This is a genomic window from Vibrio sp. MED222 (genome assembly GCF_000153005.1).
Lineage (GTDB): Bacteria > Pseudomonadota > Gammaproteobacteria > Enterobacterales > Vibrionaceae > Vibrio > Vibrio tasmaniensis_A.
This window is the reverse complement of the sequence record NZ_CH902606.1, coordinates 942220-963574: the sequence shown is the minus strand read 5'-3', so window position 1 is coordinate 963574 and position 21355 is coordinate 942220. Positions and strand designations below refer to the sequence as shown.

General features: G+C 45.6%; 16 protein-coding genes. 11 read left to right on the top strand and 5 right to left on the bottom strand.

Annotation, left to right across the window (positions count from 1 at the left end):
* Positions 1–107: 107 nt before the first annotated feature.
* A complete protein-coding gene (locus tag MED222_RS17355; RefSeq protein WP_009845782.1) occupies positions 108–1706 on the bottom strand; it encodes an isocitrate lyase in 1599 nt (532 codons plus the stop codon).
* Positions 1707–1847: 141 nt separating this feature from the next.
* Here MED222_RS17355 and MED222_RS17360 point away from each other — a divergent pair, with 141 nt between their 5' ends.
* Positions 1848–2801, top strand: a complete 954-nt coding sequence (locus MED222_RS17360) for a LysR family transcriptional regulator (RefSeq protein WP_009845781.1) — start codon at positions 1848–1850, stop codon at positions 2799–2801.
* 174 nt (positions 2802–2975) lie between these two features.
* Positions 2976–5159, top strand: coding sequence for a malate synthase G (locus MED222_RS17365; RefSeq protein WP_009845780.1), 2184 nt, complete (start codon positions 2976–2978; stop codon positions 5157–5159).
* Positions 5160–5370: 211 nt separating this feature from the next.
* Here the strand turns inward: MED222_RS17365 and MED222_RS17370 are convergent, their stop codons facing one another.
* Both MED222_RS17370 and MED222_RS17375 read right to left on the bottom strand, forming a co-directional pair.
* Positions 5371–6798, bottom strand: a complete 1428-nt coding sequence (locus MED222_RS17370) for an NAD-dependent succinate-semialdehyde dehydrogenase (protein ID WP_009845779.1) — start codon at positions 6796–6798, stop codon at positions 5371–5373.
* Between the two features lie 196 nt (positions 6799–6994).
* Positions 6995–7783, bottom strand: coding sequence for an IclR family transcriptional regulator (locus MED222_RS17375; protein WP_004731927.1), 789 nt, complete (start codon positions 7781–7783; stop codon positions 6995–6997).
* Between the two features lie 153 nt (positions 7784–7936).
* On the opposite strand from MED222_RS17375, the gene pta reads away from it, so the two are divergent.
* Complete coding sequence (gene pta, locus MED222_RS17380) at positions 7937–9010, top strand: phosphate acetyltransferase (RefSeq protein WP_009845778.1); 1074 nt, start codon at positions 7937–7939, stop codon at positions 9008–9010.
* Between the two features lie 68 nt (positions 9011–9078).
* Positions 9079–9843: a TSUP family transporter gene (locus tag MED222_RS17385; protein WP_009845777.1), complete on the top strand. Its 765-nt coding sequence runs from the start codon at positions 9079–9081 to the stop codon at positions 9841–9843.
* An 84-nt stretch (positions 9844–9927) separates the two neighbouring features.
* Here MED222_RS17385 and MED222_RS17390 read toward each other — a convergent pair whose 3' ends face one another.
* Both MED222_RS17390 and MED222_RS17395 read right to left on the bottom strand, forming a co-directional pair.
* A complete protein-coding gene (locus MED222_RS17390) occupies positions 9928–11646 on the bottom strand; it encodes a cobaltochelatase CobT-related protein (protein ID WP_032555084.1) in 1719 nt (572 codons plus the stop codon).
* Positions 11647–11649: 3 nt separating this feature from the next.
* The gene (locus MED222_RS17395; RefSeq protein ID WP_009845775.1) at positions 11650–12633 is read right to left on the bottom strand and encodes an AAA family ATPase; all 984 of its coding nucleotides are present in this window, start codon (positions 12631–12633) and stop codon (positions 11650–11652) included.
* 262 nt (positions 12634–12895) lie between these two features.
* Between MED222_RS17395 and xsc the strand changes: the two genes are divergently transcribed.
* The 7 genes from xsc to MED222_RS17430 all read left to right on the top strand — a co-directional run bounded on the left by xsc (position 12896) and on the right by MED222_RS17430 (position 21348).
* Positions 12896–14707 carry a sulfoacetaldehyde acetyltransferase gene (xsc, locus tag MED222_RS17400; protein ID WP_009845774.1) on the top strand — a complete coding sequence of 604 codons (1812 nt, stop codon included), beginning with the start codon at positions 12896–12898 and terminating at the stop codon, positions 14705–14707.
* A gap of 404 nt (positions 14708–15111) precedes the next feature.
* Entirely contained in the window at positions 15112–15927 is an 816-nt protein-coding gene (locus MED222_RS17405) for an FRG domain-containing protein (RefSeq protein ID WP_009845773.1), read from the top strand.
* A 264-nt stretch (positions 15928–16191) separates the two neighbouring features.
* Complete coding sequence (locus MED222_RS17410) at positions 16192–16629, top strand: nuclear transport factor 2 family protein (protein ID WP_009845772.1); 438 nt, start codon at positions 16192–16194, stop codon at positions 16627–16629.
* A gap of 48 nt (positions 16630–16677) precedes the next feature.
* Complete coding sequence (locus MED222_RS17415) at positions 16678–18144, top strand: NAD(P)/FAD-dependent oxidoreductase (protein ID WP_009845771.1); 1467 nt, start codon at positions 16678–16680, stop codon at positions 18142–18144.
* Positions 18145–18261: 117 nt separating this feature from the next.
* Positions 18262–19263, top strand: coding sequence for a TRAP transporter substrate-binding protein (locus MED222_RS17420; RefSeq protein ID WP_009845770.1), 1002 nt, complete (start codon positions 18262–18264; stop codon positions 19261–19263).
* Between the two features lie 164 nt (positions 19264–19427).
* Positions 19428–19970 carry a TRAP transporter small permease gene (locus tag MED222_RS17425; protein WP_009845769.1) on the top strand — a complete coding sequence of 181 codons (543 nt, stop codon included), beginning with the start codon at positions 19428–19430 and terminating at the stop codon, positions 19968–19970.
* Between the two features lie 37 nt (positions 19971–20007).
* Positions 20008–21348, top strand: a complete 1341-nt coding sequence (locus MED222_RS17430; RefSeq protein ID WP_009845768.1) for a TRAP transporter large permease — start codon at positions 20008–20010, stop codon at positions 21346–21348.
* Positions 21349–21355 lie beyond the last annotated feature (7 nt).

The window sequence follows — 21355 nt, the reverse complement described above, 5'->3', positions numbered from 1 at the left end:
ATCTGAGGCTTTGAGATAAAGCTGGCAGTAGTAGCTTTATCTCAAAGCCTTCCCCCGGATCTTACCTAAGTAAGAGAGAAGGGCGGGGGAGGCTTTAGCGTTAGCGATTAATCAAATTGATTAGACGTATTCGCTTCACCCGCTGCTTTTAGTGCATTTTCACCAGCAAAGTATTCTTTGTGGTCATCACCCATGTCTGAACCAGACATGTTTTGGTGTTTAACACATGCGATACCTTGGCGAATCTCTTTACGTTGAACATTAGCAACGTAGCCCAACATGCCTTGGTCACCGAAGTATTCTTTTGCAAGGTTGTCGGTAGACAGTGCTGCTGTGTGGTAAGTCGGCAGAGTAATCAAGTGGTGGAAGATACCCGCTTCGCGAGATGCGTCCGCTTGGAATGTACGAATCTTCTCGTCAGCGCTTGCAGACAGTTCAGTTTCATCGTATTCCGCACTCATTAGGCTTGCACGGTCGTAAGCTGATACATCTTTACCTTCTGCTGCCATTGCATCGTATGCTTGTTGGCGGAAGTTTAATGTCCAGTTGAATGATGGAGAGTTGTTGTAAACCAGTTTCGCATTAGGGTGAACTTCACGTACGCCGTCCATCATCTCTTTGATTTGACCGATGTGTGGTTTCTCAGTCTCAATCCAAAGAAGGTCAGCACCCGCGTTGATTGCTTCAATACAGTCGAATACACAGCGGTCTTCACCCGTACCTTCGCGGAATTGGTATAAGCCTGAAGGCAGACGCTTAGGACGAACTAGCTTGCCGTCACGATTGAAGCAAACATCACCTTCAGCCATATCTGCAACATCAATCTCTTCAACATCTAGGTATGAGTTGTAGATATCACCTTGGTCGCCAGGTTCTTTCACTACCGCGATTTCTTTTGTTAGGCCAGCACCTTGTGAATCGGTACGAGCAACAATGATGCCGTTGTCGATGCCTAGTTCAAGGAAAGCGTAACGAAGTGCGCGAAGTTTTGCGTGGAAGTCAGCATGAGGAACCGTTACTTTGCCGTCTTGGTGACCACATTGCTTCTCATCGGCTACTTGGTTTTCGATTTGTAGACAACATGCACCCGCTTCAATCATTTGCTTAGCCATTAGGTAAGTCGCTTCTGCGTTACCGAAACCTGCATCGATATCCGCAATGATTGGTACTACGTGTGTTACGTGGTTGTCGATTTTGTCTTGGATTTGGTCTTGTAGATTCACATCACCCGCTTCACGTGCTGCGTCTAGCTGACGGAACAAGCCACCTAGTTCACGAGCATCCGCTTGGCGTAGGAAGGTGTATAGCTCTTCTACTAGGCCAGCAACCGACGTTTTTTCATGCATAGATTGGTCTGGAAGTGGACCGAAGTCAGAGCGAAGTGCTGCTACCATCCAACCTGAAAGGTATAGGTAACGACGGTCTGTCTTGCCATCAAAGTGCTTCTTAATAGAAATCAGCTTTTGTTGGCCGATGAAACCATGCCAGCAACCCAGTGATTGAGTGTATTGAGAGCTGTCTTCGTCGTAAGCCGCCATGTCTGCACGCATAATATCTGCCGTGTATTGCGCAATATCCAGACCTGTTTTGAATTTGTTTTGAGCTCGCATACGAGCTGCAGATTCAGGGTTGATTGCATCCCATGGAGCACCAGCAGCGCTTTTTGCAACTTCAATCTTTTCGATATCTTGTGTAATTTGCGACATAACTATTCCTTAGTTTCACGTGGACATGTTGGCCAATTTGGCGAGGTCATTCGATTTGGATTAAATCTAACCATGGACAAAGAATAACCATGCATGTGATAATTTTGTTAATTTATAGTTATTATATTCGGTATTTTTCTTATGAATATTGCTCGTATAGACCTTAATTTACTTGTGTATTTAGACATGTTGCTACGTGAAAGAAACGTAACACGAGCAGCAAATCAGTTAGGAATCACTCAGCCAGCCATGAGTAATGGCCTGCGTCGATTACGTGATCTATTTGAAGACCCGCTGTTGGTGAGAACCAGTGAAGGGATGATACCGACCGAGCGAGCACATAAACTGCAGCCATTGATTAGAAACATCTTGGCGAATGTAGAAAAGACATTGCAGCCGACCACGGAATTTAATGCAGAAGACAGTGAACGTGTGTTTCGTATCATGGCGAGTGACTATGCTGAGTCGACCATTATTCAGCCGCTATTAAAAAAGTTGAGCGAGATAGCACCGAAAATACGCTTAGATATTATGACGCCAAGTGACGTGAGTTATCAGGATGTGGAGCAAGGCACTGTTGATATTATCATCAACCGTTTTGACGATATTCCACAGTCGTTCCATCAGATGAGCCTTTGGCACGACGGGTTCTCTTGCCTATTTAGTTGTGATAACCCGATAGCGGACAACTTCGATATTTTGTCTTATCTAAAGGCGCAACATATCTGGGTAAGTAAGACGGGTATGGGCACCGGCGTTGGGATTAACCCAAGCGAAGCGCAAAAGCTTGGTTGGATAGATGAAGCATTAATGCGCATCGGCAAAACGCGTAATATCACGGTGTTCACACGACACTACCTGTCGGCGATTCTCTTCGCTCAACAGAAGAACCTGATCCTGACCATTCCAACCAAAGCAGCACAATTGCAGCGCAACAACCCTCGGTTGTTAATCAAACCTGCGCCATTTGCGATTGAACCCTTTGAGGTGAAGATGGCGTGGAGTCCATTGTTACAAACTAATCCAGACCATCAGTGGATGCGCCGATTGATTAAAAGTGTCGCCAATGAAATAGAGAGTGGTGTGACGGAATAACACAGTTTGTAGGGTATTTTTTATATGAATATCCAGTATAACTGGCATAAATTAGCTAAATTTATGTCCGTTGCGTAAGTTTAAGTTAGTAAAGTAAATTTGAGCTAGTAACGTGAATTTAAGCCAGTTACGTAGATTTAATGAGTAGTCATCAGTTAGTTTGAGAGAGATTTTATGAGCAGTCGTATTCAACAGGGAAGCTTGAACATTGATAGCACCCTCTACCAATTAATTAATGAGCAGGTCATTCCTGGAACAGGCATTGTCGCTGAAGACTTTTGGCAATCATTTGCAACTATCCTTGAAGACTTGGCTCCCAAGAACCGCGCACTGCTTATCAAGCGTGAAGATCTTCAACATCAAATTGACGTTTGGCACCAAGAGCGTGCCGGACAAACGCTAGATGCGGCCGAGTACAAACAGTTCTTACAGCAGATTGGCTACTTAGTTCCTGAGGGTGATGACTTTCAAGTAACGACTACCAGCGTTGAGCCTGAAATTGCAACACAAGCGGGTCCGCAGCTTGTTGTACCTATTATGAATGCACGTTTTGCACTTAACGCGGCTAATGCGCGTTGGGGAAGTTTATACGATGCGCTCTACGGAACCGATGTCATCAGTGAAAGTGATGGTGCAGAAAAAGGTGGCAGCTTTAACCCTGCACGTGGCGCTAAAGTCGTGAGCTACGCTCGAGGTTTCCTTGATGACGCTGCACCGTTAAACGGTGTATCTCATAAAGACGTCACCAAATACAGCATCAGCAATGTCAGTATTGGCAATACACTGACAGCGACCTTAGACAATGGCGAAGAAGTCACTCTAATCGATCGCAACCAGTTCATTGGTTACCAAGGTGATGCAAGTGCGCCTTCAAGTATTCTGCTTAAGCACAACAATCTACATATTGAAATTCAAATCGACCCGAGCGCGCCAATTGGCAGCGTTGATGTGGCTGGTATTAAAGATGTGCTGGTGGAATCGGCTCTCACTACCATTATGGATTGCGAAGATTCGGTAGCAGCGGTTGATGGTGAAGACAAAGCACTGGCTTACCGTAACTGGTTAGGCTTGATGAAAGGTGACTTACAAGAGTCACTAGAGAAAAATGGCAAGACCATCGTTCGTAACCTCAACCCAGATCGTCAATACACCAGCGTGACGGGAGGCGAGATCTCGCTGAAAGGCCGCAGCATGTTGTTTATCCGCAATGTGGGCCATCTAATGACCAACCCTGCCATTATTGATGCTGACGGTAATGAAGTACCTGAAGGTATTATGGATGGCATGATCACTTCACTAATCGCGATGCATGATTTAAAAGGCAACAGCGCGTACCAAAACTCGACCGCGAACAGCATCAATATTGTTAAACCTAAGATGCATGGCCCTGAAGAAGTCGCCTTTACCAATGAACTGTTTGGTCGCATTGAAGATGCATTAGGCTTAGACCGATTCACGATCAAAGTCGGCATCATGGACGAAGAGCGTCGTACTTCAGTCAATCTTAAAGAATGTATCCGCGCGGCTAAAGATCGTGTTGTGTTCATCAACACAGGTTTCTTAGACCGAACGGGTGATGAAATTCACACCAGTATGGAAGCGGGCCCATTTGCTCCTAAAACACAGCTGAAAACCATGACTTGGATTGGCGCATACGAAGACCAGAACGTTGATCTTGGCTTAGCTTGTGGCCTGCAAGGTAAGGCCCAAATCGGTAAAGGTATGTGGCCAGAGCCGGACAACATGGCGAAGATGATGGATGCGAAAATCGGACACCCACAAGCGGGCGCTAATACTGCTTGGGTTCCTTCGCCAACCGCCGCGACTTTGCACGCGCTGCACTATCACAAGGTAAGTGTACCAAGCCGTCAGAAAGAGCTTCGAGAGCGAGTGAGAGCCAATGTTGATGATATTCTTACTATCCCGCTACTAGGCAACCAAAAGCTGACTGCTAAAGATATCCAAAATGAATTGGATAACAACACACAAGGTATTCTTGGTTACGTAGTGCGTTGGATTGACCAAGGCGTCGGGTGTTCGAAAGTGCCAGATATTAACGATGTAGGGTTAATGGAAGACCGAGCGACATTGCGTATTTCGAGTCAACATATTGCCAACTGGTTACGCCACGGCATTTGCGATGAAGCACAAGTAATGAAAACCATGAAACGTATGGCGGCAGTGGTTGACGAGCAAAACGCTAGCGACCCGAGCTACCGTAATATGGCACCTGACTTTGAAAACAGCATCGCATTTTCAGCAGCGTGTCAGTTGGTATTCGAAGGCTGCGCTCAACCTAGTGGTTACACCGAGCCAGTGCTGCATGCTATGCGTCTAAAACTGAAAGCGCAGGGATAGAGAAGCAACCCAATAACAAAAACAGAGAATGTAAAATACTAAAAAAAAAGAAACCCCCTTTAACCGAGCCCAAGGTGCCGCGCTTTTATAGCGCGGCTTTTTTTGATTCATTTTTGTGGTGAGAAAGGTGGGGAGTGGGGTAGGTTAGTGATCACTAAGACTTAATTATTTCTGAGCCCTAATCACTGCCGAAACCTAGTTGCTACCAACCTTATTTTCCGCCAAAGCAAAGATACTTTATGTCCATGTATTCATCGATGCCTTCTTTTGCGCCTTCACGGCCAATACCTGATTGCTTAACACCGCCGAACGGCGCGACCTCGGTTGAGATGAGGCCATCATTAATACCGACCATACCGTACTCAAGTGCCTCTGCAATGTTCCATACTCGATGAATGTTCTGACTGTAGAAGTACGACGCTAATCCATAAATGGTGTCGTTTGCCATCTCAATAAGCTCTTCGTCTGTCTCGAATTGCATCACAGGGGCGACAGGACCAAAGATCTCTTGCTGAACAATGTCCATGCTGTGTTTCACATTTTTAAGAATGACAGGCTGAAGGAAAAGCCCATCAAGCTCTTGAGTTGGCGTCACAGGTGTCGCGCCTTGTTCTACCGCTCTGTCTATTAATGCTTGGATGTTGTTCTTCGCATTCTGACTGACAACAGGACCAATGGTGACACTTTCATCTAAGCCGTTACCAATCTTAAGCTGCTGAACCGCTTGATCGAATTTAGCCACGAACTCATCGTATACTTTACTGTGAACATAGAAACGGTTTGCACAGACACATGTTTGTCCCGCATTACGGAATTTCGACGCCATTGCGCCTTGAACGGCCGCGTCGATGTCTGCATCGTCAAACACAATAAAAGGTGCGTTGCCACCGAGCTCCATTGAGGTGCGCTTGATGCCTTTTGCCGCTTGAGCCATCAAGATACTGCCCACTCGAGTCGAGCCTGTGAAAGAGATTTTTTTGATCAGTGGATGAGAAGTGAATAGGGTGCCAACTTGCTCAGGGCTGTCGCCAAGCACCACTTGTAATAGATCTTTCGGGATACCTGCTTGGTAAGCCAGTTCAACTACAGCAAATGCAGAAAGGGGCGTCTCGTCTGAGGGCTTCACAATAAAACTACAGCCAGCAGCAAGGGCAGGAGCTGCCTTACGAGTGATCATCGCAATTGGAAAGTTCCATGGCGTAATGGCACATGCGACTCCGATAGGTTGTTTGATGGTTACCAAGCGTTTGTCTGCGACGGTGCTAGGAATTGAATCACCATAAGTGCGCTTCGCTTCTTCGGCGAACCATTCAATAAAGCTTGCACCATAAACCACTTCGCCTGTTGCTTCTGCTAGCGGCTTACCTTGTTCAATGGTCATTAGGCGAGCAAGATCTTCTTTGTTTTCAAGGATCAGTTGATGCCAACCACTTAGCAATGCAGCACGGGATTTAGCAGGAATTTTTGCCCACTCTTTCTGCGCAACATGAGCACGTTCGATAGCGCTCTCTAACTCCGCCTCGGATGAAATTGGCGCATGCCCAATAAGCTCACCCGTTGCTGGGTTTGTGACTGCAACTGCGTTGTTCGCTTCTGTCACCATAAAAGAGAGTAAGTGCTGGTTCTTAATGTTTAGCATCGTGATTCCTTTGTTGTGATTACTTTAGACGTGTTGCTTATATGCGGGTTGGCGAGTGTTCAAATGACTTCGACCAACCGTTGATTGGTCGAAGATAGTGGTCGTTAGCTCGTTAGCTCGTTAGCTCGTTAGTTCGTCCGTGCTTAAGTTGTTGCTTTCGAAGCGATAGCCACTCGAAGCGGTCTAAGAAAATGACCTATTGTTGACTCCAATTATCAGACTCTATCTTAGCGAGCGCTTTTGCTGCTTTTTGAAGAGCGGGTAGGTACTTGATCGCTTCATCAGGTTTGACTCGAATTACAGGCGCTTGTATCGCTAGGCCGAGGTTTGATTGACCCGTAGATGACGGGATCAGTACCGCGATACAGACTAAGCCCGGCAAAAACTCTTCGTCATCAATCGCAAAGCCTTGGATTTTCGCTTCTTCGATGTCTTTCTCTAACATCGAATAGTCTGTAATAGTGTTCACTGTGTACTGAGTCAGTGGCACATTTTCAATTAATCGTCTGCGCTGTGACTTAGACATGTGCGCCAAAAACAGTTTTCCGCTTGCTGAGCAATGTACTGGGACGCGAGAACCTGGGTGTAGATGAAAACGAAGGGGTGCTTCAGTTTCTGCACGATCAAGATAGATGATCTCGCCACTTGATAGCGCCGTTAGGTTACAGCTTTCGCCAACTTCTGCTCTCAGGTTTTCAAGAATAGTGCGTCGGGCACTGTGCATGGTGCTATTCAACAATAGGTTTTCGGCAAGCTTTCTGAGTCGAATACCTGAGCTGTAGTGCTTCTCATCGCCGTCTCTTTGAATGATGCCTGCCGCTTCTAACTGCTGAAGCATTCGGTGCAGCGTAGGTTTTGGCAGTCCAGTTTCTTCGACTAATCCTTGAAGAGAAATAAACTCGTCTTTTTGCGCTATCACCTCTAATAGTGCAAAAAGTCGGAGAGTCGGTGTATCCCCTTGAACTGGTGGTGTTTCTGTTTGCATATAATGATCCATCCTTGCGATATGTCTATGCCTAAGAGTGTACATACCAAATCATTATTCTTCAATTATCTGAATAAAATTTGACCTTTTTTATTATTCCAATAATATAAATATAAATTATGGAACAATTAATCTCAATAAATGGAATTTAAGATGAAGGCGATTGAACGGATTATTGATAAGGCTCACTTAGATCGTAAGCGAGTGGTTTTGAGTGAAGCTGAGGACCCGCGAGTACTAGCAGCCGCAAGAATGGCGATAGACAAACAGCTCGCTCACATCACCCTAGTAGGGGATGAACCAGCGATCATCGCTGCTGCAGAATTACATCACATTGATCTTGTAGGCATTCACATTGTTTCCCCACAAGCGTCATCACTCAAAGAAGTCCTCGCTGAGCGGTTGTATACATTAAGAAAAGCGAAAGGTATGACTTACGATGATGCGCTAGAGCTGGTTCTAGACCCACTCGTTTTTGCCAATTTGATGGTCAGAGAGGGGCTGGTGGATGGCACAGTTAATGGTGCGGTTTATACCACGTCTGATGTGGTACGAGCTGCGCTTCAGATTATCGGCCCCGCGCCAGACAGTGAATTGGTGTCCAGTTTTTTTCTGATGATGTTGTGTGAGCCTTTCCATAATCTTAAAGGCGGCATGATTTTCAGTGACTGTGGGTTGGTGATTAACCCTAATGAAACCGAGCTAGCATCGATTGCAGTGGCCGCATCAAGCAGTGCTCAAACGCTACTGATGGAAGAACCTAAAGTCGCAATGCTATCGTTTTCGACCAACGGTAGTGCCAAGCATGAATCGGTCGATAAGGTTCGTAACGCGGCTCAGTTAGTGAAACAACGTTGTCCCGGAATCGCCGTCGATCAGGATGTTCAACTCGATGCCGCGATTGTGACTGAGATTGCCGCGAAAAAGCTGCCAGATTCAGAGGTGAAAGGTCAATCGAACGTGTTGATATTTCCCAATTTAGAAGCCGGTAATATTGGTTATAAGCTTGCGGAAAGGTTAGGTGGGGCAGTTGCGATTGGTCCACTATTACAAGGGTTGAATCAACCTGCGAATGACTTATCAAGAGGGTGTAACGCACAAGACATCTTTAATGTGATCGCGGTGACCGCGGTACAAGCACAGCAAGGAAAAACAGCAAATTCAAAGACTGACGTGGCGGCTGATTCTGAAAAAAGAGATGAATCGACATTTGATTTTAGATACTAAAATCTAGCTCCTGAAGCTGATACTCACATTCAAATCAACCCCCAAAAACAACCTAACTAGGACTGCTGATGGAGTTACCTGTTTTACTCGCTATTCTTGCCACCATCGCGGTGGGTACCTATTTTCAAACTGTCACCGGATTTGGCCTCGGTATCATCGTGATTGGTTTAACGGTTAGCCTTAATCTGGTTTCCTTACCCGTTATAGCCGCTGTGGTCAGTATTGTGACCTTGTTCAATTGCTTGGTCGCATTGATGGGTAAGCCACTGCTTGGGGAACTCAAGATTCTGGTGGTGTTGGTCATCGGTATTATTCCCGGCGTTTCGATGGGGGTGTACTTGCTGGACGAGTTAAGCGAATCGGCCACGCATATTCTCCGAGGACTATTGGGTGCCATGGTGCTATTCGCAGGTTTGAGTTTTATGTTCAAACCTAAAACCAGAAAGGATCGTTCGGCAACTGTATCGTTTTTGTTGTCTGGTTTTAGTTCTGGCTTAGCGGGTGGGTTGTTTGGGATGGCAGGTCCACCGATTGTTTATCATCTTTATCGGCAGCCTTTTACGCTCGATCTGGTGCGAAGCACACTGCTGATGGTGTTCGCTTGTACGTCGATGTCGCGTACTGTCAATGTCTACGCTGCAGGCGACATGGAACAGAGCATACTGTGGTTATCTGCTATTGCTGTTCCCTTGGTGGCGCTTGTCACGATGTTTGCTCGACGTTTCCCACCGCCGTTGTCTAATGATCAACTCAGAAAGTTAGTGTTTATTGTGTTGATGTTGATTGGTGGGTACTTGATGGCGGTCTCTGCATGGTCGTTGTTTTTGGCTTAGAACGTTTTCTTTATCAAAATTATCTTTGAAGGAGGAGGGCTTGATTCTCGTTTAATGCTTGACGTCACCCTCCTCACTGACACGTCAGCGCTTTAGCATCTCAAAGATGTTCCTACATAGCCCGAACAAGCAGCTCTCTTGTACGTCCAAGGTAATGTTGTTGCGGTAGTACGGGCTCAAATCCACTCCCATCCCCACGCCATGAATCTCAATTCCGTTTTTGGTCGACTCACGTTCAATGACTTGTTTGAGGTGGTTATCCAAATAGAACTGATCGTTGGCAGTGCTGGTGGCGGTATCCATTGGGCAGCCGTCTGAGAACACGATCAAAACCTTTCTTTGAGCAGTGTGCTGTTGCAACCGCTGGCTAGCGAACTGCACCGCTTCGCCATCAATCCCCTCTTTAAAGACGTCTGCTTTACGAAGACTCGCAATGCCAAGGCGAGATCGTCTCCAATGCGTATCAAAACCCTTAAACACGATGTGCCGAACTTCGTTCAAGCGGCCTGGGTGTTTTGGTTGGCCTTGTTTAAGCCACTGCCGATAAACCTTGCCACCGTTCCAGTTGTTGGTAGTGAAGCCAATGATCTCAAATGGGATATCAGCCAATCCTACGGATTTGAGAATGGTGTCCATCAGCAGACTTAGCTTGTGACTGTGCTTTTGCATTGAGCCTGAGCAGTCCATCAAAAACGTGATAGCACATTGATGAGATACACCGATATCAGGTTGATAAAAGACAGTGCGATCCAATGGCGACGTGATGAGCTTGGTGATGGTGGGGGCGTTAACAATGCCTTCTTCTAAATGGTCCTGACGTCGGTTCCTCTGTGGTGTGGCAACAAAGCTAGTAAGCATAGCGGCTAAACGGCGAGTGTTTACTTGTCTCGCCATGATGTCATCGGTGAGTTTCTGCCTCAGTTCGAGTAATAGGGCGCGCCTGACGAGTTTATCTGCGGCGACAATTTGATCAAATTCTGAATTAAAGACCTGATAATTCGCACCCGACAACTCGAATACCTTGCTACTGCCCGTGATGTCAGTATCGACGTCTTGATCTTGAATGTCTCCATCAACGATAAGGGCAAGCTGCGCAAGGATTTTTATGTCTTCTTCAACCGTTGGCGTAGCCGAGCTATCGCTCTCTTGCTCTTGGTTGATGAGCTCTTGTGCAAGGGCAGCAAGCTCATTGGCGCAGTGAGCAAACTGTTGTTGGTCGGTTCTATGTTGCTTTAAGCGCTTAAGGTTGTACCCGAAAGTAGGCACGATGCCTGCGCGAGTCGATTCAATGGTCTCAGCGATAGGCTCAGACACCGGAACGCCAGTTAAGCGGGTGTGGATGACTTGCATCAGTGTAAACAGCAACATGCCTATTCGTGATTCGGTAAAGCCATTTTGATGATATTGGTCGCTCCAATACGCAAAGTTGAATTGGATACTGGTGGTCACGCCTTTTAGATAAGGCGGGACTTGAGATTCAATTCGGACCTGTTCGCAGAAGTCGTAAAGCAGACGTTCTATTTCGTTTTGAGGGCGCAATGAATAATGGAGGTCAGCGTCTGAAAGCAATAGTCGCAGTGCCGATGAATCGATCTTACCTTGCATCGATAGCTTGCTGCTTTTTAGCTCGTGGCGAGACACAAAGGTGAGATCGTTAGTATGTGCGGACTGGTAATAACAGGGCTTATTGCCTTTATAGAGACGTTCTCCCCGATAGTTCAGATTGAGTTCGCCACTGATTGCTCTGGCGACAGACACGCCAAGATCGAGGATCTTTTTCTGCTGGGAAGAAACATTGGCCATGGTTTACGACTCCGAGTGGGAATAGTTTTGAGTAGGCGTTTCTAAATCTTCACCAAAGCAACGGAAATAGTATTCGCTAACCAGTTCTTTTTCTTCGTCTTCACAGCGATTTAAGAATGAAAGCCTAAATGCCGTCGCAACATCGTCGAATATTTGGATATTTTCAGCCCAAGTGAGCACCGTTCGCGGAGACATCACCGTTGAAAGGTCGCCAGCCCGAAACCCGTTACGCGTTAATCCTGCGGTGGCGATCATTTTCTCAACCAGTTGTCGGCCACTTTCATTATTCAGATTTGGAAGCTTGGATAACACGATCTTGGTTTCATGTTGTGGGTCTAAATAGTTGAGCGTAGCGATGATGTTCCATCTATCTAATTGACTGTGGTTAAGCACTTGAGTACCCGAATACAAACCTGAAAAGTTACCCAAGCCAAGCGTGTTGCAGGTAGCAAACAGGCGAAAAGAAGGGTTAGGTGTGATCACTCGGTTTTGTTCTAAAGAGGTGTATTTCCCGTCTTGCTCCAATAACTGCTGAATCACAAACATCACGTCAGGGCGACCAGCGTCGTACTCATCTAACACCAGTGCGATGGGTTGTTGAATGCTCTGAGGAAGAATGCCTTCTTTAAACTCTGTTACCTGCATTCCGTCTTTAATGACGATGCTGTCTTTACCTATGAAATCCAATCGACTCAGGTGTCCGTCTAGGTTGATCCTCAAACACGGCCAATTCAATCTCGCGGCAATTTGCTCTATGTGAGAAGACTTGCCCGTTCCGTGCGTGCCTTGTATCAATGTGCGACGATTGGAGGTGAACCCTGCCAATATAGCCAGCGTCACTTCGGGGTCAAAACAGTAATTAGGATCGACTCTCGGCACATATTCACCCGGATGTTCAAATGCCATCACCGTTAGGTTACTGTCGATGCCAAAGCGTTCTCTCACGCTTACCGGCTGCGTTGGTACCAATTCCGCCTCTTTCATCATATTTCCCTCTATATAGCTCATCACTTGTCGCTGCTATCGCGATATGTCATCGATTATTAACAGCTCCAGTTAAGTTAACAGCACTTTTTGTACGAAAAACTACCAATAATGTGATCCAGTTTTATTAATTAGAATGAATTGTTCCAATTTAATATAAAAAGTTGACGCGCAAAAATTCTACTACTAAGGTGAAAATGAATTCGAAAAAGAGACAATTCATTCCGAAAAATGAAATTTTGGTTAACTCAAGGAGAATGGAAGAATGAGCGAGCAAGAAAAACGTACGGTTGTTTCCGGCACAGTAACAATGACACCATCAGAAGCGTTCGTTGAAACTATGGTTGCTAATGATGTTACCGATATGTTCGGCATCATGGGGTCGGCATTTATGGACGCAATGGATATCTTTGCTCCTGCTGGCATTCGATTGGTCCCAGTAGTACACGAGCAAGGCGCTGCCCACATGGCAGATGGTTACTCCCGTGTATCGGGTCGCCACGGTGTAGTCATCGGGCAAAATGGCCCGGGTATCAGTAACTGTGTAACAGCAATTGCAGCTGCGTTCTGGGCACATAGCCCGGTCGTAATTGTGACGCCAGAGACAGGCACTAAAACAATGGGCTTAGGTGGTTTCCAAGAATGTAACCAGCTTCCAATGTTCCAAGAGTTCACTAAGTATCAAGGACACGTAACGCACCCAGATCGTATGGCGGAATACACAGGCCGATGCTTCGACCGTGCGATGAGCGAAATGGGTCCAACTCAGCTAAATATTCCTCGTGACTACTTCTACGGTGAAACTCAAACTGAAATCCCTAAACCAGCGCGTTTAGACCGTGGTCCTGGTGGTGAGAAATCTCTGAATGAAGCAGCAGACTTGATAGCTGAAGCGAAATTCCCAGTCATCATTTCCGGTGGCGGTGTGGTAATGGCTGAGGCAGTTCAAGAGTGTGCGGCATTAGCAGAAAGACTAGGTGCACCTGTAGTGAACAGCTACCTACACAATGACTCTTTCCCTGCGAGTCACCCATTATGGTGTGGTCCTTTAGGCTACCAAGGTTCGAAAGCAGCAATGAAATTGATGGCTCAAGCGGATGTGGTTATCGCTTTGGGTACACGTCTTGGTCCATTTGGTACCTTGCCTCAACATGGCATGGACTACTGGCCGAAGAACGCGAAAATCATTCAGATTGATGCAGACAACAAGATGCTTGGTCTGGTTAAGAAGATTTCGGTTGGTATCTGTGGTGATGCAAAAGCAGCAGCGGTTGCTCTATCTGAAAGGTTGGAAGGTCGTGCACTGTTGTGTGATGACAACAAAGGCGCTCGCCAAGATACCGTCGCTACAGAAAAAGCACTTTGGGAAAAAGAGCTTGATGAGTGGACACACGAACGTGACTCGTTCAGCTTAGATATGATTGAGGAAAACTCACACGAGACTCCGTTCTCTGGTGGTGAATACCTACACCCACGCCAAGTACTGCGTGAGCTAGAAAAAGCGATGCCTGAAGACGTTATGGTCTCGACGGATATCGGTAACATCAACTCAGTGGCAAACAGCTACTTACGCTTTGAAAAACCACGCAGCTTCTTTGCTGCAATGAGTTTCGGTAACTGTGGTTACGCATTCCCGACCATCATTGGTGCGAAAGCTGCGGCACCTCATCGTCCCGCTATTTCATATGCAGGCGACGGTGCGTGGGGCATGAGCCTGATGGAAACCATGACATGTGTTCGCCATAACATTCCAGTGACAGCTGTGGTATTCCACAACCGTCAATGGGGTGCAGAGAAGAAGAACCAAGTCGACTTCTACAACCGACGCTTTGTTGCCGGTGAACTTGAAAACCAAAGCTTTGCAGAGATTGCACGAGCAATGGGTGCTGAAGGTATCACGGTTGATAAGCTAGAAGATGTAGGTCCAACCTTGCAAAAAGCCATCGACATGCAGATGAACGAAGGCAAAACAACCATCATTGAAATCATGTGTACTCAGGAATTGGGCGACCCGTTCCGCCGAGATGCACTATCAACACCGGTTCGTTTCCTAGATAAATACAAAGATTACGTATAAGTCATAGGAAGTTTGTCCGGCCACCGCATTATAAAGAGCGTGGTCGGGCAATATTAACGGGTATTGGCAAAGTGCTTAAGTGAAGAACGTAAACGCTTAGTTCAATAATTTCTACTTAAACATTAGAACACTAATTAAATGTTCCGTCGGTACATAGGTGGTTCTAGCTATATAAACTTTGTTACTCGCTATTATTAATCGACCATTAACTCATAGCGCCTTAGCGAATGGTTCTATTACTGATACTTGTTTATGAATATATATACCTATTATCATTTTAGAAAAATACAATAACGACACTCGTTGACTATTGATCAATCGTTATTATTGGTTGGTTTTTATCATCGATTGATAGGGTTGTTGATATTTGGATTTTTCCGGATTTAAATTAAGTGAATCGTAGTATGCATGTTGTTAAAAATAAACGTTATATAAGTTCAATAGAAGAACTGTATGAAATAATCGATTCGCTAATTGCTGAGTGTAGTGGACATCGTGGTTTAATTTATAACGTGTGTGATTATGAAAATAATAACCTGATGCCAAGCTTAGGTCGCTCAAATCGAAAGAATATTCGCCGTGTCGAACAAGAGCTTCTCTCGACCGTGAGAATTTATGGCGGGCATTCGTTGAATGCACACGAGATAAACGATTGGTTATTGATGTGTTTAGCCAAGAAACAGGGGTTTCCAACCCGTTTACTTGAGTGGACAGATAACCTGGTAAATGCGTTGTGGTCTGTGTGTCATAGCCAAAGCAAAGACTGTATCAATATTATTAAAGCCATTGATTATCATAAGGTTAGTGTTTTTAACTCACCCTGTGACTTCAATAAGACTCAGATATTCAATGTGGCTGATTGTGATCAGCAAGAGCCACGCAAGGACAAGTGGTATTCCATTCACCCATTTAAGGAAGGTGGCAATGATGCCATTCAGCCTTTGTACGATGAGAAAGAATATTCAAACGGTCTAGTGTCCGTTCATATTCTTCCATCAGCGAAAGTAAACCTGATAAAGGAATTAACCTCCATGAATGTTTTAAATGAACCGACAGAATATATTGAAGAGAAACTGGCTGATTTGAAAAATGAAGCCCATGTAGATAACAATCAAGCAATTAATAAAGGTGAGGGTAATATCGAATTACAAGTTAATACTCATGATCGCCAGCTTGAACAGTATGGCAGAAAGTACCATCAAGATTTTGACTTCGACTAAAGTCTAATATTTATAATTATTTTATTTAGACCTCGTATAAATCTAGTGAGTGACTGTGTAAATAAAATTAGAACACTAATTAATTTATAAAAAGATGAAATCTGTGAGCTTAAAGATTGTTTATAAAGTAACTCGAAGTTAGAGTGGCGAAGCTTGTTATCAAGTTGTTAAATTTCACAGATCTAGTTTAAACACTCTAATAAAAAAGTGGCGCAAAGCTACTGAAATTTAAACCAATAACGAAAACATAAAGGATTCTGGAATATGAATATGCAAACCAATGCAGCGACATTCGTGCTGGAAAACCAAGTCGACACCGCCTTTTTACAGTCTTTTAGTGATGCATGGAATAACCATGATATTGAAGCGCTAATGTCGTTTATGACCGAAGACTGTGTCTTCCACACCGTGGCAGGAGAAGGCGAACTTGGAAACACTATCGAAGGGTACGAAGCCGTTCGCAATAGCTTTGAATTGGTTTGGCAGAACTTTCCAGATGCAGCCTGGAGCGACCCTGTCCACTTTGTGTGTGGTGACCGCGCAGTGAGTGAATCAACGTTCTCTGCAACTAACCCTGATGGCACTGTCATCGAAGCTCGTATGGTTGATGTGTTTACCCTGAAAGAGGGAAAAATCAGCGTAAAAAATGCCTTCCGTAAAACACGACCTCTTTTGACTCCCAGCAATACTCCCAAGAGCTAGACACGAAATCGCACCCCGTTCACGTGTTATGACTAGGAGAGTCGAATTATGAGTTTAGTAATGGAACAACCGGCAGCCGATGTGCCGCCAAAGGTGACAAGCACCCAAGCAAAAGAAAGCACCCAAGCACAAGATAAATACGATCCAAAATACGATCCACTTAAAGACAAGAGCCCCGGTCACGGTAAGGAATACGCCCCGACTTATTGGGTAGATACCGCAGGTGCACCACCTGAAGATGATGGCCCAATTACATCGGATATGGATGTCGATGTGGCGATAATCGGTTCAGGCTACACAGGCCTAAGTACCGCGATACACCTTGCTGAAATGTACGGCATTAAAGCGACTGTGATTGAAGCTAACCGTATGAGTTGGGGCTGCAGTACCCGAAATGGTGGTCAGGCTCAGTGTGCGTCAGGACGTTTGAAGCGTTCTCAGTGGATTGAACGCTGGGGACTCGAAACCGCGCTAAAAATGCACCGCGAATGCGTCGATGGCATGAACACATTTAAATCTCTAATCAAAGACATTGATTGTGACCCGCAGCCGGGTGGCCACTTATACGTTGCTCACCGTCCAAAAGTGATGGCAACACTCGAGAAAGAAGCCAAGTTGCTGCGTGACACGTTCGATTACGATGCGCAGATCTTAGATGCGGAAACCGTAAAACGTGATTACGTTGGTGATCAAGAAGCGGCAGGCGCAATGCATGAGCCAGAAGGTATTGGTATCCATGCTGGGAAATTGGCGTTTGGTTATCTAAGAAAGGCGAGAGCACTCGGTGTAAAAGTTCACCCAGCAAGCCCTGTGATGGGTTGGGAAACACGTAACGGTGTGCATTACCTGAAAACGCCAGGTGGTGTGGTTAAGGCTCGTTCTGTCGGTGTTTGTACCGGCGGATACACAAGCCAAGGTTTGCATTCAGAGCTTAAGAATCGCCTATTACCCGTACTTTCTAACTCGATGGTGACGCGTCCGTTAACTCAAGACGAAATCGCCGCGTGTAACTTTAAAACCAATCAGGTGATTACTGATACCAGAATTCTGCGTCATTACTACCGTTTGTTACCGGATAACCGAGTGCAAATTGGTACACGCAGTGCCATCAGTGGCAAGAATGCACCTGAAAAGAAATACGAAGATATGTTGAGAGCGGATTTAACCCGAAAATTCCCTTCTCTCGATCAGATCAAAATCGATTATTCATGGTGGGGTTGGGTGGATGTTAGCCACGACATGATGCCAAGAATCTATCAGCCGAATCCAAAGCAATCCATATTCTACGCACTAGGGTATGGCGGCAATGGTGTGATGTACTCCGCTCAAGCAGGCAAGCGCCTTGCCCAGTGGATCGCCGGTGAAGGTCATAAGCTTGACTTGCCAATATTTGAATCAAAACTTCCGTTCCCCAACGTGAGGGAAGTGGTGGAATCTGAGATGTTTGCACCATTTCGTAGAGTAGGGCAACAGTTCCTTTATCAGTGGTATTCGTTAAAGGATGAAGTGCTTTAGCTACTCGAACATTGTTTCCAAAATAGGGAAATAGAACTACGACCAGGAAAGTTGTACCAGGTCACCTTGTGAGCAAAGTACAGGCAGGACGTCTGTATGATATGAAAGGTTAAGACTATGAAATTGATTAAAAATAAAATTATTGCTGGCGTCACAATTGTAGCAACAGCGATGCTATCTCATACCGCGGCAGCAGCAAATTTTAAAATGGCTATCGGCGATGCTGCTGGTGGTACGCAGTGGGAATTAGCGACATCATTTTCTGAATTGATGGAGCAAAAAACAGACGGTAAAGTCAAAATCGACCTGTTCCCGAATGGTCAATTGGGCAACGAGCAAGACACCGTCAACGACGCGGCAATCGGCCTTCTCGACTTCTCAGTATTGGCGATCAACAACGTGACGCCTTTCTCTCCAACGGTTGGTCTATTGACCATGCCTTATGTTATTCAAAGTGCAGAAGAAGCGGTGCTATTAACTCAAGGCCAAGTGGGTCAAGACCTTGTCGATAACACCATTCGTGATGCAGGCGTTCGTATCGTTGGTTGGGCTTATTCTGGTTTTAGAGTTCTGACTAACTCTAAAAAGTCAGTGGCTTCACCAGAGGATCTAAAAGGACTAGTGATTCGTGTTCCTCGTAACGAAATCATGATTGCTTCTTACCAAGCATGGGGCGTAAACCCAACACCAATGGCATGGTCAGAAACATTTACTGGCCTACAGCAAGGCGTGGTTGATGGTCAAGACAACCCATACATCACTGTGCATGCGATGAAGTTCAATGAAGTACAAAAGTACGTCACAAACCTTCGCTACATCTTCTCTCTTGAGCCGCTAATCGTCAGTGAAACTGTCTTCCAACAACAAACGCCTGAAATGCAAAAGATCATTCTTGAAGCGGGTCAGGAAGCGACAGAGCACAGCTTTGCATACTTAGAAAATACTGAAAACAAGATCCGTGAAGAACTGCAAGCAAAAGGCATGGTCTTCACTGACCCAGCAGACAACGAGCAAGAGTGGATCAGCAAAGTCACTAAGTCAGTTTGGCCTAAGTTCTATTCAAGCATTGGAGGCAAAGACAAGCTAGACGACGTTCTTGAGTTACTAGGTAGAAAGTAACGATTAGATTCGCCCTATCTGCTGTTCTTCGCTACTTAATCACCTAGCGATAGAACGGTTAGATAGGGCATTTACATGGCTTTACTCGTTGATCTGTCCAGTACCTGATCTTTTTAGTACCGCGAGCGACTGGTTGTCATGTGGAAATCAACATTGGAGGTTATATGTCAGTCGCTAAAACAATAAAAAAGCACCTTAACAACATTGAGGAATATACATGTTGTTTGTTGCTAGCAAGCTTTGTCCTATTGCTGTTCACACAAATCCTTACTCGTCAGCTTTTCGATTACTCCATACCTTGGGGTGATGAAGTCGCTACTTACATGTTTGTTTGGTTTGCCTATCTAGGAGCTGTTGTTGCGGCCAAGATGTCGGCGCATAACCGAGTCAGTTTTCACTTCAAGTTCTTCCCCCCGATTGTTCAGACCGTCTGTGAAACCATCGCTGACTTCTTATGGTTGTTGTTTAACGGCTACTTTGTTTATCTCAGCTACGATTTCGTGTTCAACAAAATGAATTTGTTCTGGAAGTCTCAGACGACAGGCATCCCAATGAAATACTTCTATATGATTTTGCCAATCGCATTTTCTCTAATGATGCTGCGCATTATCTGGAACAACTACGAGCGCTTATTTAAGGGCGCTAAGAACGAAGATCCTGAAGTCAAAGAACTGCGCAAAATGACGGCACAAAAGTCATCACAGTAGTCGTCACAGAGAATAGCCGTAATAGAGAGATGTAATAATGGAATCCTATTTAACTCTAATTTTATTTGGTGGCTTCTTAACCCTGTTAATTCTGGGTGCACCAATCACAGTATCACTGGCCGGCGCTTCAATGGCGGCCTATATGTTGCTCGATAAAAATCCCATCGCTTTAGTACAAATCGCGTTTACCTCGGTGGGTAACTTCCCGTTAATGGCACTACCAGCCTTTGTTCTTGCTGGCGCATTAATGGAGGCGGCGGGTATCTCCAAACGTCTGGTGGATATTGCAGAGAGCTTAGCCGGACCCGTGACGGGTGGCCTTGGCGCTGCAACGGTCATGGCGTGTTTGTTTTTTGGTGCTATTTCAGGTTCAGGCCCTGCAACCACAGCTGCGGTAGGCATGCTAATGGTGCCTGCAATGGTTAAGCGAGATTATGATAAGAGTTACGCATCGGCAGTAACGGCCGCATCAGGGGGCTTGGGGATTATCATTCCGCCATCCATCCCGTTAGTTATTTTCGGCATCTCAGCAATGGGATTAATGGCACCGCCTGAAGCCATCGCTCAACACGGGCAATTTGCTTCTTTATCTATTCCTAAATTGTTTGTTGCAGGCGTTGTTCCTGGCTTCATCATGGCATCTACACTCGTCGTCACCAACTACTTCATTGCCAAGCGAGAAGGCTATAAAGGGCTGTCTGAGAATTGGTCCTTTGGCGAAGTAAGACACGCTTTGCGCCGTGGCATATGGTCGATACTGGCTCCATTTTTGATTCTCGGAGGTATCTATAGTGGTATGTTCACACCAACAGAGTCAGCGGTTGTGGCTATCTTCTATTCGCTGTTTGTGGGTGTGTTTATTCACCGAGAGTTATCGTTCAAAAGCACCATCAAATCATTATCGACAACCACATGGATTACCGGGCGTGTGTTGCTGATTCTATTCGCTGCAACGGTATTTGGTCGCTTGTTAATCGAACAAAAAATTCCGGTCGTAGTGGCTGAGTCATTGCTAGGTTTCACTGACAACATGTACATGGTGTGGGCACTGACTATTGTGCTATTGCTTTTCGTCGGTATGTTCATGGAAACGTTAGCCGCGATCATGATTATCGTGCCAGTGCTGCTGCCAATCATGTACATGCTAGGCGCGGATCCAACCCACGTAGGTATTGTGGTGGTGTGTACGTTATCGATAGGTTTTGCTACACCGCCGCTCGGTGAAAATATCTTTGTCGCCTCGGGGATAGGCGGAGCCACGGTCGAGCAGATCACCGCGAAGATCCATCCCTTTGTTCTTGCATCGGTAGTCGGCGTGTTCGTTATCGCTTTCTTCCCACAAATTACGCTTTGGCTACCGTCCTTAGTGGGCTATTAGGAGAAGT

Coding starts and splice junctions, on each gene's coding strand:
- MED222_RS17385 (WP_009845777.1), top strand. CDS start 9,079: ATGGAGTTACCTGTTTTACTCGCTATTCTTGCCACCATCGCGGTGGGT.
- MED222_RS17390 (WP_032555084.1), bottom strand. CDS start 11,646: ATGGCCAATGTTTCTTCCCAGCAGAAAAAGATCCTCGATCTTGGCGTG.
- MED222_RS17415 (WP_009845771.1), top strand. CDS start 16,678: ATGAGTTTAGTAATGGAACAACCGGCAGCCGATGTGCCGCCAAAGGTG.
- MED222_RS17430 (WP_009845768.1), top strand. CDS start 20,008: ATGGAATCCTATTTAACTCTAATTTTATTTGGTGGCTTCTTAACCCTG.
- MED222_RS17405 (WP_009845773.1), top strand. CDS start 15,112: ATGCATGTTGTTAAAAATAAACGTTATATAAGTTCAATAGAAGAACTG.
- MED222_RS17410 (WP_009845772.1), top strand. CDS start 16,192: ATGAATATGCAAACCAATGCAGCGACATTCGTGCTGGAAAACCAAGTC.
- MED222_RS17365 (WP_009845780.1), top strand. CDS start 2,976: ATGAGCAGTCGTATTCAACAGGGAAGCTTGAACATTGATAGCACCCTC.
- MED222_RS17395 (WP_009845775.1), bottom strand. CDS start 12,633: ATGATGAAAGAGGCGGAATTGGTACCAACGCAGCCGGTAAGCGTGAGA.
- MED222_RS17420 (WP_009845770.1), top strand. CDS start 18,262: ATGAAATTGATTAAAAATAAAATTATTGCTGGCGTCACAATTGTAGCA.
- pta (WP_009845778.1), top strand. CDS start 7,937: ATGAAGGCGATTGAACGGATTATTGATAAGGCTCACTTAGATCGTAAG.
- MED222_RS17370 (WP_009845779.1), bottom strand. CDS start 6,798: ATGCTAAACATTAAGAACCAGCACTTACTCTCTTTTATGGTGACAGAA.
- MED222_RS17425 (WP_009845769.1), top strand. CDS start 19,428: ATGTCAGTCGCTAAAACAATAAAAAAGCACCTTAACAACATTGAGGAA.
- xsc (WP_009845774.1), top strand. CDS start 12,896: ATGAGCGAGCAAGAAAAACGTACGGTTGTTTCCGGCACAGTAACAATG.
- MED222_RS17355 (WP_009845782.1), bottom strand. CDS start 1,706: ATGTCGCAAATTACACAAGATATCGAAAAGATTGAAGTTGCAAAAAGC.
- MED222_RS17360 (WP_009845781.1), top strand. CDS start 1,848: ATGAATATTGCTCGTATAGACCTTAATTTACTTGTGTATTTAGACATG.
- MED222_RS17375 (WP_004731927.1), bottom strand. CDS start 7,783: ATGCAAACAGAAACACCACCAGTTCAAGGGGATACACCGACTCTCCGA.